Source organism: Brochothrix thermosphacta DSM 20171 = FSL F6-1036 (assembly GCF_036884295.1).
In the GTDB taxonomy this organism is placed as follows: domain Bacteria; phylum Bacillota; class Bacilli; order Lactobacillales; family Listeriaceae; genus Brochothrix; species Brochothrix thermosphacta.
Genome location: NZ_CP145608.1, coordinates 1,637,317 through 1,650,547, shown reverse-complemented (window position 1 = coordinate 1,650,547; position 13,231 = coordinate 1,637,317). Strand labels below are relative to the sequence as shown.

At 36.6% G+C, this 13,231-nt stretch carries 16 protein-coding genes and 1 other annotated feature; of the genes, 15 read left to right on the top strand and 1 reads right to left on the bottom strand.

Going from position 1 to position 13,231, the window contains the following annotated elements; all coding sequences use genetic code 11:
* The first annotated feature begins 197 nt into the window (after positions 1 to 197).
* The 12 genes from V6S17_RS08305 (at position 198) to rarD (ending at position 8,637) form a co-directional block, all read left to right on the top strand.
* Positions 198 to 878 carry a prepilin peptidase gene (locus tag V6S17_RS08305; RefSeq protein ID WP_029092194.1) on the top strand — a complete coding sequence of 227 codons (681 nt, stop codon included), beginning with the start codon at positions 198 to 200 and terminating at the stop codon, positions 876 to 878.
* Positions 857 to 1,531, top strand: coding sequence for a RadC family protein (radC, locus tag V6S17_RS08300; protein ID WP_029092193.1), 675 nt, complete (start codon positions 857 to 859; stop codon positions 1,529 to 1,531). The genes V6S17_RS08305 and radC overlap by 22 nt, the downstream gene beginning before the upstream one ends.
* A 319-nt stretch (positions 1,532 to 1,850) precedes the next feature.
* Positions 1,851 to 2,867, top strand: a complete 1,017-nt coding sequence (locus V6S17_RS08295; protein WP_029092192.1) for a rod shape-determining protein — start codon at positions 1,851 to 1,853, stop codon at positions 2,865 to 2,867.
* Between the two features lie 78 nt (positions 2,868 to 2,945).
* Positions 2,946 to 3,797 (top strand): rod shape-determining protein MreC, encoded by an 852-nt coding sequence (gene mreC, locus V6S17_RS08290; RefSeq protein ID WP_036027602.1) that lies wholly within the window; start codon positions 2,946 to 2,948, stop codon positions 3,795 to 3,797.
* Between the two features lie 17 nt (positions 3,798 to 3,814).
* Positions 3,815 to 4,366: a rod shape-determining protein MreD gene (gene mreD, locus V6S17_RS08285; RefSeq protein ID WP_051536003.1), complete on the top strand. Its 552-nt coding sequence runs from the start codon at positions 3,815 to 3,817 to the stop codon at positions 4,364 to 4,366.
* Between the two features lie 29 nt (positions 4,367 to 4,395).
* Complete coding sequence (locus V6S17_RS08280; protein WP_080712958.1) at positions 4,396 to 5,082, top strand: septum site-determining protein MinC; 687 nt, start codon at positions 4,396 to 4,398, stop codon at positions 5,080 to 5,082.
* A gap of 2 nt (positions 5,083 to 5,084) precedes the next feature.
* Entirely contained in the window at positions 5,085 to 5,879 is a 795-nt protein-coding gene (minD, locus tag V6S17_RS08275) for a septum site-determining protein MinD (protein WP_029092191.1), read from the top strand.
* Between the two features lie 258 nt (positions 5,880 to 6,137).
* Positions 6,138 to 6,518, top strand: a complete 381-nt coding sequence (locus V6S17_RS08270) for a RidA family protein (protein WP_029092190.1) — start codon at positions 6,138 to 6,140, stop codon at positions 6,516 to 6,518.
* 66 nt (positions 6,519 to 6,584) lie between these two features.
* Positions 6,585 to 6,657 (top strand) — a sequence feature (ribosomal protein L21 leader region).
* A 15-nt stretch (positions 6,658 to 6,672) separates the two neighbouring features.
* Positions 6,673 to 6,981, top strand: coding sequence for a 50S ribosomal protein L21 (gene rplU, locus V6S17_RS08265; RefSeq protein ID WP_029092189.1), 309 nt, complete (start codon positions 6,673 to 6,675; stop codon positions 6,979 to 6,981).
* 28 nt (positions 6,982 to 7,009) lie between these two features.
* Complete coding sequence (locus V6S17_RS08260) at positions 7,010 to 7,351, top strand: ribosomal-processing cysteine protease Prp (protein ID WP_029092188.1); 342 nt, start codon at positions 7,010 to 7,012, stop codon at positions 7,349 to 7,351.
* A 5-nt stretch (positions 7,352 to 7,356) separates the two neighbouring features.
* The gene (gene rpmA / locus V6S17_RS08255) at positions 7,357 to 7,650 is read left to right on the top strand and encodes a 50S ribosomal protein L27 (RefSeq protein WP_029092187.1); all 294 of its coding nucleotides are present in this window, start codon (positions 7,357 to 7,359) and stop codon (positions 7,648 to 7,650) included.
* Between the two features lie 81 nt (positions 7,651 to 7,731).
* Positions 7,732 to 8,637: an EamA family transporter RarD gene (gene rarD / locus V6S17_RS08250; RefSeq protein ID WP_029092186.1), complete on the top strand. Its 906-nt coding sequence runs from the start codon at positions 7,732 to 7,734 to the stop codon at positions 8,635 to 8,637.
* Between the two features lie 38 nt (positions 8,638 to 8,675).
* Here rarD and V6S17_RS08245 read toward each other — a convergent pair whose 3' ends face one another.
* Complete coding sequence (locus V6S17_RS08245; protein WP_051536002.1) at positions 8,676 to 9,317, bottom strand: O-methyltransferase; 642 nt, start codon at positions 9,315 to 9,317, stop codon at positions 8,676 to 8,678.
* Positions 9,318 to 9,628: 311 nt separating this feature from the next.
* Here V6S17_RS08245 and V6S17_RS08240 point away from each other — a divergent pair, with 311 nt between their 5' ends.
* The 3 genes from V6S17_RS08240 to glsA are packed head-to-tail and all read left to right on the top strand — an operon-like array spanning position 9,629 to position 13,174.
* Entirely contained in the window at positions 9,629 to 10,861 is a 1,233-nt protein-coding gene (locus V6S17_RS08240; protein ID WP_036027601.1) for an MFS transporter, read from the top strand.
* A complete protein-coding gene (locus V6S17_RS08235; RefSeq protein ID WP_036027600.1) occupies positions 10,854 to 12,251 on the top strand; it encodes an amidohydrolase in 1,398 nt (465 codons plus the stop codon). The genes V6S17_RS08240 and V6S17_RS08235 overlap by 8 nt, the downstream gene beginning before the upstream one ends.
* On the top strand, positions 12,251 to 13,174 hold the full coding sequence (gene glsA, locus V6S17_RS08230; protein ID WP_036027599.1) for a glutaminase A: 924 nt from the start codon (positions 12,251 to 12,253) through the stop codon (positions 13,172 to 13,174). The genes V6S17_RS08235 and glsA overlap by 1 nt, the downstream gene beginning before the upstream one ends.
* The last annotated feature ends 57 nt before the right edge of the window (positions 13,175 to 13,231 follow it).

Here is a 13,231-nt window from a genome sequence, read left to right as displayed (position 1 = left end):
TATACCGAAGCATCTCTAATGCTAGTTATCAACTAGTGCTAGGGATGTTTTTTTATTTTAAATAGGAGTACTGCGAAAAAAAGGCTGTTTGCGTGCTTTTAATAGTGATTTTAGTAGAGTCTCACAGAATAAAAATGCAAATTGAGCTTTAGGTACAAGCAATCCTGGTTGTTATACTAACAGCAAAGGAGAAAACGATGATTATAATTGGTTTTATGTTGAGTTCTTTCGTCTATTGGAGTGTTGAAAATTATTGTAATCAAAAATCATGGTGGCGAAAACGTTCGTGTTGTGATCAGTGTTTGGTGCGTTTAAAGGTAATTGATTTAATTCCCTTTATTAGCTTTATGTTATTGAGAGGACGAGCTTCGTGTTGCAATGGGATTATTTCAAAAAAATATTTTATAACAGAAGTTATAGTTGTCGTTTTAATGCTACCTCTAGGATTCGAAATAACGTTGACGAATCTACTTGAAGGCATAGTAGTGCTATTGCTTTTTTGGATGACGCTTGTCGATTATCAGACGTTGCATATACCCATCCCGATAGTTGTCGTTATAATGATGATTGGTTTGTATCTCAGAGAAACGGCATGTGAGGGTACGATTTTAATCCCTTTACTGTTGTGTGTTTTATTATATATAATCTTTCGTCATTCGCTAGGAAGCGGTGATATTTGGTTATTTGCGGCTTTGAGCACATGGATGGATGTGATAACTTTTATGTTTTTTGTGGGATTTTCCGCAGTGTTAGCGCTGGTTTATGTCATTTTAATGGATCGCCAAGGATTAGTACCATTTTGCCCTTTTATCGGGAGTAGTTTTTATATAGTAATAGTAATGGAGGAGGTTTTTCGATGGGCACACAATCAGCTTTAGTCGATTTGCCACGTGAGCGCTTAATAAATGGTGGAGCTGCCGAACTCTCGTTGCAAGAATTGCTAATGGTTATCTTACAATCAGGTACACGCGTATTGCCTGTAAGTGAATTGGCGATAAATGTATTGCATAATTATCAAGAACTAGCCGATTTGCATACTACGACACACAGTGAGTTGATGACAATTAATGGGATTGGTCCTGTTAAAGCTTCGCAAATACTGGCGGCTCTCGAATTTGGACGCCGCTTTGCTAAAGTTCCTTTTGAAATAAAAAAAGTTATTAAAACACCTGAAGATGCGGTCGGTGTGGTAATGTCTGATATGCGTTATCTTAAACAAGAACATTTTGTTTGTTTATATCTTAATTCTAAAAATCATTTATTAAAACGCAAAACATTGTATATTGGAGGTGTTAATGAAACGATGATTTCCCCACGTGAAGTTTATCTTAAGGCGTTACAATATGATGCAGTGAGCTTTATTTGTTTTCATAATCATCCCTCTGGCGATGTCACACCTTCCTTAGCGGATGAAAAAGCGACGGTTCGTTTGCATGAAAGTGGTTTATTGTTGGGGATACGTATGATTGATCATATTATTATTGGTGATGGAAAATTTTATAGCATGAAGAGGGCAGGCGTATTTGTTTGAAAAAGGCATACAAACGTTCGTCTTTTTACGTTTGTTTTATACAAAAATAGAGAAATACAGTCAATATGTTGTTTTTAGCCGACAATTTATTTTAAAAAAAGGATAGCTATGTTAAAATAGTGAACATGATGGTTAGTTTCATTTTTAGCTGAGGCATTATAAAAAGAACAGTGTGATTGTATGTATTTGATATGATGGATTCACATACAGTATATGATATAATGATAGAGTGACAAAAGTTAGAGACACATTGAATTGAAATGATGAATAATAATATAGAGAATACGATAAAAATCAACTTTTAAAGGAGTCTTAAAAAATGTTTAATTTCGGAAGCAAGGATATTGGTATAGATTTAGGGACAGCAAACACATTGGTATATGTAAAAGGTAAAGGTATCGCTTTACGTGAACCATCTGTAGTTGCAATTAATAAAGATTCAGGTCAAATCGTAGCTGTCGGAAGTGACGCACGTAACATGATTGGTCGTACACCAGGTAACATCGTTGCAATTCGTCCAATGAAAGACGGAGTTATTGCTGATTATGATATTACCGCAGCAATGATGAAATATTACATTAACAAGTTAAACAAAGGCATGGGTATTGGTAAACCGCATGTAATGATTTGTATACCAGTTGGAGTAACTGGGGTTGAAGAGCGTGCAGTAATTGATGCAACTCGTCAAGCAGGCGCTCGTGATGCTTATACGATTGAAGAACCATTCGCTGCTGCAATTGGAGCGGGATTACCTGTTTGGGAACCTACGGGTAGTATGGTAGTAGACATCGGTGGTGGTACAACTGAAGTTGCGATTATTTCACTTGGTGGTATCGTTACTGCTGTATCAGAACGTACGGCTGGTGATAAATTAGATGAAGCGATTGTTAATTACATTAGAAAAACATATAACCTATTAATTGGTGAGCGTACTGCAGAGCAAATTAAAATGGAAATTGGATCAGCTAATGTTGAAGGTTTAGAAAAACAAACAACCGATATTCGTGGTCGTGATTTAGTGACTGGTTTACCGAAAACAATTGAAATTACAGCAGCTGAAATTTGCACAGCTTTACATGATTCAGTTATGCAAGTAATTGATGCTGTTAAAACAACATTAGAAAGTACGCCTCCTGAATTAGCTGCTGATATTATGGACAGAGGAATCGTCCTAACAGGTGGTGGCGCATTGTTACACAACATTGATCGCTTAATCTCAGAGGAAACAAACATGCCAGTCGTTATTGCAGAAGATCCATTGGATTGTGTAGCAATTGGTACAGGTAAATCATTAGATAATATTGATTTGTTTAAAAACGCTAAAAAATCTAGATAAATTCTGAACTAAGACAGTGTAATTTGCTGTCTTATTCATTATCCATTAATATCAAATTAAATATGTTGAGGTGTTGTTATGCCACGTTTTTTCTTGAATAAACGTTTATTGATTCTACTAGTTGCAGTAGTCTTATTTGTAAGTCTGGTTGGATTTACTTCACGTGATCGTGAAAATGCTTCTTTGCCAGAGCTTTTTGTATATGATGTTGTTGGATTCGCATCTAATATTATTTCCAAACCAGTAAATTTTGTTGTCGGTATTTTTTCTGGTGCAAAAGATTTGAGTTCTACTTATGAGGAAAACAAATCATTAAAAGAACAAGTTGAACAACTTGGACAGTTGCAAAGTGATGTTGTCACGCTAAAACGTGAAAATGCAGAACTCAAACAACAAACAGACGTTAAAAGCACGTTATCTGAATTCGATCCGATTTCAGCACTTGTTATTTCTCGTGATCCAGACGGTTGGTTTGATCAAGTGACAATCAACAAAGGTTCGCTTGATGGTATTAAGCCGAATATGGCTGTTACTACTGGGAAAGGTTTAGTTGGTAAAATTAAATCTGTCAGTGCTAAATCATCCTCAGTTGAGCTTTTAAGTTCTTCAGATTCAAGAACGCGTATTTCTGCTGCAATCCAAGGTAAAGATAATAAAAAAGCTTATGGTATCGTAAGTGGTTACAATAAAGAAGAAAATACCATTCAATTAACGCAATTACCCATTGATCAAAAATATAAAAAAGGTCAAAAAGTCGTAACAACAGGTTACGGTGGTCGTTTCCCAGCAGGTCTTTTAATTGGTGAAATTAAAGATGTTGAGAATGATCAGTTTGGTTTATCACAAACAGCTAATATAAAAACTGAAGCTGATTTGTATGATTTTGATACGGTATTTGTTGCTAAAAGAACAGTGGATACAGATTCATAGGTTAAGGAGGAGCTCGCATGAATAGAATACCTGCAAGAATCCTTCTGCCTATCATTATGGGTTTGGTTTTCATTCTTGAAAATACAGTCAGCTTCTACTTTGCACGCACACTTTTTTATGGTGAGACGAGATTCATTCCTCATTTCATTATTGTGATGTTAGTGATGATGGTTGTTTATTTACCAAGAAACCAAGTGATGATTTATGCATTGGTATTAGGATTAGTATATGATATATATAACATCGGAATTATTGGCATTTACTTTGCGTTATTTCCAGTTGTTGTTTATATTTCGCAAAAATTACTTCATTATCTTCAAGGAACATTTATTATGATTCTGCTTGTTTCAATTTTCGGTGTGGCAATAAGTGAGTTTGGAGCCTACCTGATATTTTCAAGTATGAAGAGTGTATCAATAGCGTTTTTACCTTATGTGACAACGCGATTAACAACGACATTATTATTTAATATTGCTTATTTTCTAATTATTTACTTTCCATTTATGTTATTACTTAAACGTTGGAAACGTGAAACCAAAGGATTATCCTCTACACATGTTAAATTATGATGCATAGATTATAAATCTAGGGAGGTTCTATGATGGATAAAAAACCTGTTCAATTAAAAGGCACGAAAGATGGTATTGTTCTTAATCTATCCGATGAATCGGGCTATAAAGAATTGATAAATGAATTAAAAACGATGTTAAGTACAAGACAAAATAAGACGGTAGATGAAACGTCTAAACGTTCACCCGTAATTGTTGAAACAGGTGCTAGAATTTTAAGTAAAGGTTTTCAAGAACAGATTATTCGTATCATTCATGACGAAAGTGACTTAATAGTTAGTCGCATCCAAACGTCTGTTATGACGAGAGCAGCAGCTAAAAAGTGGAAGCATGAAGATGAGGTTTTTCCTGTCTCACGTTTAATTCGTTCGGGACAATTGGTTGAATCACAGGCGCATATCCTTGTTGTTGGAGAGGTGAATCCTGGCGGTCATGTTGAAGTTATTGAGCATGCGTTTGTATTAGGTGATGTAAAGGGAACAATACACGCAGGAAAAAATGGTAATATGAAAGCTGTTATCATGGGTTGTTTTCATTACCCAGCACAGCTACGAATTGCTTCGAGTGTTCGAACGATTGATAAAGAAGAAGCAATTGCATTATCATCGCGAATGTCCGTTGCGTACTTAGATAAAGAAAATAATATTGCAATTGAAGAATTGAGTAAATATAGTGACGTGAAATCGATTTTTGCAGTTGAAAAAGGGGGACGCTAAACGTGGGCGAGGCAATCGTTATTACATCTGGAAAAGGTGGCGTCGGTAAGTCGACAACTTCCGCTAATCTAGGTACAGCACTTGCGTTGCAAGGAAAGAAAGTTTGCCTAATTGATATGGATATTGGTTTGCGAAACCTCGATGTTATTCTAGGGTTAGAAAACCGTATTGTCTATGATATTGTGGATGTTGTTGCAGGTCGTTGCAAATTACATCAAGCGTTAGTTAAAGACAAGCGTTTTGATGGTGATTTATTCTTACTTCCCGCAGCTCAAAATTCAGATAAAGATGCTATTACAGGAGATGAGATGAAGACGCTCATTGACAGTATGCGTGAAGATTATGATTATATCATTCTTGATTGCCCAGCCGGTATCGAGCAAGGCTTTAAGAATGCTATTGCTGGAGCTGATCGAGCAATTGTTGTAGCTACGCCAGAAATCTCATCAGTACGTGATGCTGATCGAATTATTGGTTTGTTGGAGCAGCAAGAAATGCCAGCACCAAAATTGATTGTTAATCGTATTCGTGTGAATATGGTTGAAGACGGCCGTTCGATGACAATTGAAGATATTACATCACATTTATCTATTGAATTATTAGGAATAATTCTGGACGATGAAGCCGTGATTGAATCTTCGAATAGTGGACAGCCTGTAGTGCTATCTAACACATCAAAGGCTTCAATAGGTTACCGCAATATTGCGCGACGTATACAGGGCGAATCAGTGCCTCTAATGGACATTAAAGAAAAGAAATTAGGGTTTTTCCAACGCTTATTCGGTAAAAAAGCATAGAGACTAGAGTGAACCTTTAAAAAGGTTCACTCTTTTTATGTTGGTAGAAGTAATGTTTTCATGGACATAAATCAATCGTATCGTACGAAAAAATTCCTGTTAATGACATTGAAACGCTTAACCTCTATAATCGCTAAGAAAAAACCTTATTTCCAGTTGATAACAGTCTATCCTCTGACAAAAAAGGTTCACTTTTGTTTGCTGAGTTAAAATAAAAATATGATACAATGAGAACATCATAACTAAGGAGGAACAACAATGAAAACCATTCAAACATTAGATGCACCACAAGCAATAGGTCCATATTCTCAGGGTCAAATAGTTGGCGATTTACATTTCTTTTCAGGACAAATTCCGTTGGATCCACAAACGGGGGAAATGGTTGGCGAAACAATCGCGGAACAAACAGATCAAGTCATGAAAAACATCAAGGCTTTACTAGAAAGTTGTGGTGGAAACTATTCAAATATTGTTAAAACAACAATATTCACAACTGATTTAGGTGGTTTTGCTGAATTGAATGAAGCATATTCCGCTGCTCTAGGAGAGGTTTGTCCGGCTCGTAGTTGTGTTGAAGTTGCAGCATTACCTAAAAATGCTTTAGTAGAAATAGAAATGATTGCAGAAATCAAAAAATAATCTGATTAATCATTGACGATGAACAGCTGATATGATATATTAAGATATGTTATGTATGTAGCACCCGTGCTACTGTAACCGCTCATTTCAGGTATTAAGAACCCAGTGTCGCCTGTAAGTGGCGAGTCTAAGTAATCAAGAGGAGGTGCAAAGAATGTACGCAATTATTAAAACAGGTGGTAAACAATTAAAAGTTGAAGAAGGCCAAGTAATCTACATCGAGAAATTAGATGTTGAAGCTGGAGCTGAAATTACATTCGACGAAGTATTATTCGTTGGTGGTGATTCAGTTAAGGTTGGTGCTCCTTTGATTGAAGGCGCAACTGTAACTGGTACTGTTGAAAAACACGGTCGCCAAAAGAAAGTTATCGTTTTCAAATTCAAGCCTAAGAAAAACTATCACAAAACACAAGGTCACCGTCAACCTTATACAAAAGTAACGATTGGTAAAATCAACGCTTAAGTAAAAGACGATTAAGGACTGATGACGTGTGATAAAAGTAAATGTAAACCGATTGAAAGAATCAAAGGAAATCGTTGCGATAGAAATGACAGGACACGCTGATTATGCGGAATCTGGTAAAGATTTAGTATGTGCAGGTGCTTCAACTGTGATTTTTGGGATGATTAATGCAATTAGTTTGCATATTGGCCAACTACCGCATATTGAAGAAGAGGATGATGGAGGTTACCTTTATTATTCACTACCCGTTGATTTATCAGATGAGGACCATAGAGATGTTCAATTGTTAGCGGAAGCTCTATTAACACAGTTCACTACCTTAGAAGAAAGTTATACTGAATTTATTCAGATAAAAAATAGCTGGAGGTGAAACATATGTTATTAAAATTAAATATCCAATATTTTGCCCATAAAAAAGGTGGCGGTTCTACTGCCAACGGTCGTGATTCACAATCTAAGCGTTTAGGCGCTAAGAGTGCTGACGGACAATTCGTAAGCGGTGGTTCGATTTTATATCGTCAACGTGGTACGCGTATTTTCCCAGGCGCTAACGTAGGTCGTGGTGGCGATGATACTTTATTCGCAAAAGTTGATGGTGTTGTTAAATTCGAACGCGTAGGTCGTGACAAGAAAAAAGTTTCTGTCTACCCTGTAGCTCAAGAAGCATAATTAACACTGTTAAAGGGGACAAAACCTTCATGGTTTTGTCTCCTTTTTATTATTTTAACCGTAGTGAGGAGAGCATAGAACATGAACGAACGCAAAACAAAAGCTGGTATTTTAAGTGGCATACTAACGTATACACTATGGGGCTTTATACCGCTCTTTTTTAAATTATTAAGTGATGTATTACCAATGGAAATATTATCTCAACGCATTATTTGGGCATCAGTTTTCATGTTAATTGCAGTTGTTTTATCAAAAAAATGGCAATCATTTGTCAGAATCATAACAGACTTATTCCGCCACCCAAAAAAACTATTGATGATGTTACTTGTGTCATTACTAATCTCAACAAACTGGTTTACGTTTATTTGGGCAATCAACAATAATCATATCTTACAAACAAGTTTAGGTTATTATATTAACCCTATTATTAGTATTTTACTCGGAGTCATCTTCTTAAAAGAAAAATTAGCACGCGCACAAGTCATTGCAGTAGTCCTTGCTTTTATCGGTGTAATGGTAATGACACTAAGTTTAGGTGCTTTCCCATATATTTCATTAACTTTAGCTTTATCATTTGGATTTTATGGTCTGCTTAAAAAGAAAATGGATTATGCAGTAATTGAAGGGCTTGCGGTTGAAACGTTATTTGTAACACCATTTGCTTTGATTGCATGGTTCTATTTTATCAATTCAGATCAAAGTTTCGTGACCAATCATGCAACGCTAGGTATGTGGGCACTTGTGGTTTCTTCAGGTATAGTAACAGCGGTGCCACTGCTATTATTTGCCTTCACAGCTCGTAATATCCCGTTGAGCATGATGGGATTCATGCAGTATATTGGACCGACTATCAGTCTTTTACTAGGCGTATTAGTCTATCATGAAGCTTTTACAGTGACACATGCCATCAGCTTCTCATTAATTTGGCTAGGTTTGATTGTTTTTTCAGTCGCAACCTTTAAAATGTATCGCGTAACAAAATTATAACTAAAGTAAAACCACCCTTATGGAGGGTGGTTTTTGGCTTATTTAACGCGGGCAAGAGTCATACCATCGCCAGTAGTAGTAATAATAACATCCACTCGTTCATCTTGAGAGACGTATTCATTGAAACGGCGCATAGCACGGATAGGGTTAGATGTTTTATCAGGATCAGGGACTTCACCTTTCCATAACGTATTGTCGGCAACAATCATTGCACCTGGTTTTGCCATGGACAATGCCCATTCATAATAGTTGATATAGCTATTTTTAGCAGCATCGATAAAGAAGAAATCAAAGGTCGCGCCTTCTGATGCTAATTGTTCCATCGCCTTTAAGCCATCATTACAAATAAAAGTAATTTTATCTTTGTAGCCTGTTTTTTCAGCATTTCCTTGCGATAGGGGTTGGTAACGGACATCGTTATCTATTGTTGTGACATGACCTGTAGCTGGGATAATAGACGCAAATAAAATCGCGCTATAGCCACCTAGTGTCCCTAATTCGAGTACGTTTTTTGCGCCTGTGGTTTTTAAGAGAACACGTAAAAATTGTGCTGAATCGGCGTCAATGCTCATTTCATTGATACCTGCTGCAATAATACTGTCTCTTATTTGATTGAAGAAATCTGGTTCGTAACTACAAGTTTCTTCAATATATTTTTTTGTTAAGTTAAATTCTGACACGTTTCTCACTCCATTCTATACTAGTATAAGACCGAAAATGAACCTTGCCAACCTTTTTATAAAATTTATTATTTTTTAAAACAATTTAATCATTTTTATTTAGTTAAAAAGTTGTGTTTTTGCAATTTATTAATTTTTAATTGATACTATTTATTTTATAGATAGTTATATGATATTATAATTAAATAGTTAATTGCGCAAAATTATAATGGATAATTTATTAGTGAAATTATGTGATGTAAAAAACTATTAATAAAGCGTACTTGTAACAGGTGTGGCCAAATACACAAAAGTGCCAATGGAGGTTAAAAATGGAGTCGACAGTATTATTAAAAAAGACAAGAAAAACCGTGTTATTATTGCTATTCTTAGGGTGGGCAATTGGAAATTTGGACCATTATTTAATTAATTATGCGGTTGTTGATATTGCAAATGATCTTGCTTTAACAGCGACACAAACAGGAGTTGTACTGAGTTCGTTTTTTTTAGGGTATGCAATTATGCAAATGCCAGGTGGGTTATTAGCGGATAAATATGGTGCGAAAAAAATTCTATTGACAGCTGTGATTATCTGGTCTGTTTTCACAGGATTAACGGCTGTTGCCTGGTCTTTTAGTGCATTGATTGTTATCCGTTTCTTATTCGGTATTGGTGAAGGCGGTTTTCAGCCAGCGGCATCAAAGATTATTGCCACCATCTTCCCGAAGAATGAGCGCAGTCGTGCCATGTCACTTTTATTAGCATCTGCAGCAATAATGGCAATGTTAGTACCACTGATATCTGCAGTCTTATTAGGATTGATTGGGTGGCGCCTATTGTTTGTTATCACGGGTTTGATTGGAGCAGTAATAGCATTTTTATATTGGCGTTATATTCAAGTGCCGGATACAACCGTGGAAGCAGCGAGGGGACTATCAGTTACTGGTGAAAATAAAGGTATTCTAAAAAAATTAATAACGATGCCTTTTATGTGGAGCCTACTGGTTTCTTATTTTACAATTTATGCGGTCAATTGGGGACTAAGTTCATGGATGCCTAGTTATTTAACGAATGAACGTGGACTTGATTTATTATCGATTGGGTATTTGCAATTAATTCCTGGGGTGTTAATGCTTAGTGGTATGCTTATCTTCGGGATTGTGATTGATAAATTAACATTGCAACAAAATAAAGTAATTGGAGCTGTTTTTGCTGTTGGTATCGCTGGCTTTTTATTTTTAATGTTCCACTCTAACAGTATCGGGATGTTTATTTTTTACCAATGTATTGTTACAATATTAATGACTTACATCACATTACTTTTGCCGTCGTTTGTTTTAAAAACGATTCCACAAGATATTACAGCAACAGCAATGGGGATGGCGAACACGGGCGGACAATTAGCAGGGTTTATTACCCCGGCTGCAATGGGTTTTATGGTCGATTTTTTCAATGGCTCATACAATGCCGCCTTTTGGTTATTGATTATTTTTGCGATGATTTGTATTTTTGCGCTACTATCAATCAAATCGAATTTAAAAGAAGAGAGGGTTTCAAATGTTTAACACACATTCATTTATAAAAGATAAAGCTGCTATTTTTACAGCGTTAAGCGATAAAATTTGGGATGTTCCTGAAGTGTATTTTGAAGAAAAATACGCAGTGACTACCATGGAAGAAGCATTGCTTTCTGAAGGTTTTTCAGTGACAAAAAACGTAGCGGGATTAGAAACCACTATTCTAGGTGAATTCGGAACGGGTCCGACTATTATTGCTTTTTTAGGAGAATATGATGCCTTGTCACAATTAAGCCAGGTAAATGGTGCAACAGCATATGCACCGATAGAAAAAGAGGGGAATGGTCATGGCTGTGGCCATAACCTATTAGGGGTAGGGTCATTTGCAGCTGCTTGTGCACTTAAAGAATACATTGCCGAGACGGGTGCACCAATTACTGTTCGTTATTATGGCTGCCCTGCTGAAGAAACGGGATCAGGAAAAGCGATTATGACAAAAGCGGGTGTCTTTGACGATGTTGATTTGGCGATATCATGGCATCCGAACACAGCGAATGCCGTGATGAATATTGCAACATTAGCAAATTATGCTGTTGATTTTAAATTTTATGGTAAAAGTTCTCATGCCGCAGCTGCACCACATCTTGGTCGTAGTGCGTTGGATGCAGTCGAGCTGATGAATGTAGGGGTTAACTTTTTACGCGAGCATGTCGAGAGCGATGTGCGGATGCATTATGCGATTACTAATAGCGGTGGAATGTCAGCGAATGTTGTGCAACCTTATGCAGAGGTTTCCTATTTAATTCGTGCGCCCAAAAAAGCACAAGTAATGGATGTGTTCAAACGCGTTGAAAAAATAGCGGAAGGTGCCGCATTAATGACAGAAACAACAATGTCCTATGAATTTAAAGGTGCAGCTTCGAATCTTATTCCTAATACAGTATTAGCAAATGTGATGCAGGAGCAATTAAATACGGTGACGCCATTAGAATACAGTGAAGAAGAATATGAGTATGCAGCAGCTATTTACGAAACGTTTGATGAACAAACGCAAGCAGAAGCTACGGCTCTGTTCCCGAAAACGTTGTTGACCTTATTAGGGGATAAAAAAATCAATCATTTCCCTATTCCGTTATTACCAGAAAGCACGATGATGGCATCTACTGATGTTGGCGATGTGAGCTGGAAAGTGCCTACAATACAAGTAGCTACTTCGTGTTGGACAATCGGGACACCTCCACATACATGGCAAGTCGTATCACATGGTAAAACATCGATTGGCCATAAAGGAATGTTATATGCGGCTGAATTGATGGCAAATACGGCAATTCATGCGGCTGAACATCCAGCTGTTATTCAAGCGGCTAAAAATGAATTAACAGAACGACTTAACGGTGAAACATATGTTTCATTAATCCCAGAAGAGCGAGGTATGTGATGAGAGAAAACTTAATTGATTTAGTTCACAACAGTACGCTAAAAACAGTTAATGGAAAAGTGGCGACCTATATTCCTGCTTTGGCAGAGGCAGATGGGCAACAATTTTCTGTTTGTTTAACGGACATTAATCAATCGTATGAGTATGGTGATACAGAAACGACCTTTACACTTCAGAGCGTTGTCAAAGTAATTAGTTTTATGCTAGCGGCAGATCATCATGGTTTGACGATGATGATGGATTTTGTTGATGTTGAACCAACAGGCGATTCTTTTAATTCGATTGTGCGCCTAGAAAGTGCAAATACGAAGCCGTTCAATCCGATGATAAATGCGGGTGCCATTACGGTAGCATCACTTTTACCGGGTGAAACGCCAACTGAAAAAGTAGAAGTCGTGACGTCATTTTTAGAAAAATTATTACAAAAAGAAATTACAATTAACCAAAAAATTTATCAATCAGAATATGATTCAGCAGATCATAATCGTGCCATCGCTTATATTTTAAAAGCCAATGGTTACTTAGAAGCTGGTGTTGAGAATGCGATTCAAACTTATTTACAACTGTGCTCGATTGAAGTGACAGTGGGTGATTTAGCAGAAATTGCGCTCTTTTTTGCACAAGATGGTCAAAATGAACGCATCTGTATTGATGGTGCTATTTTAAAAGTATCAAAAGCATTAATGTTAACATGTGGAATGTATAATTCTTCTGGTAAATTTGCTGCATTTGTTGGTTTACCTGCAAAAAGTGGCGTTTCAGGAGCAATCATCGCTGTCGTTAAAAGTGGGATGATTGAAGATTTAAAGGGACCTATTGGGATCGGTCTGTATGGCCCGGCGATTGATACAGTTGGAAATAGTGTGGCAGGTGTAGATTTCTTAATGGAACTTGTGAAAAAGTACAACCTCTCTGTTTTTTAAAGACAACATAAAATAATAGTGGGCAGATTGGTTGTTATTTTTAAAAATTAGCCTATA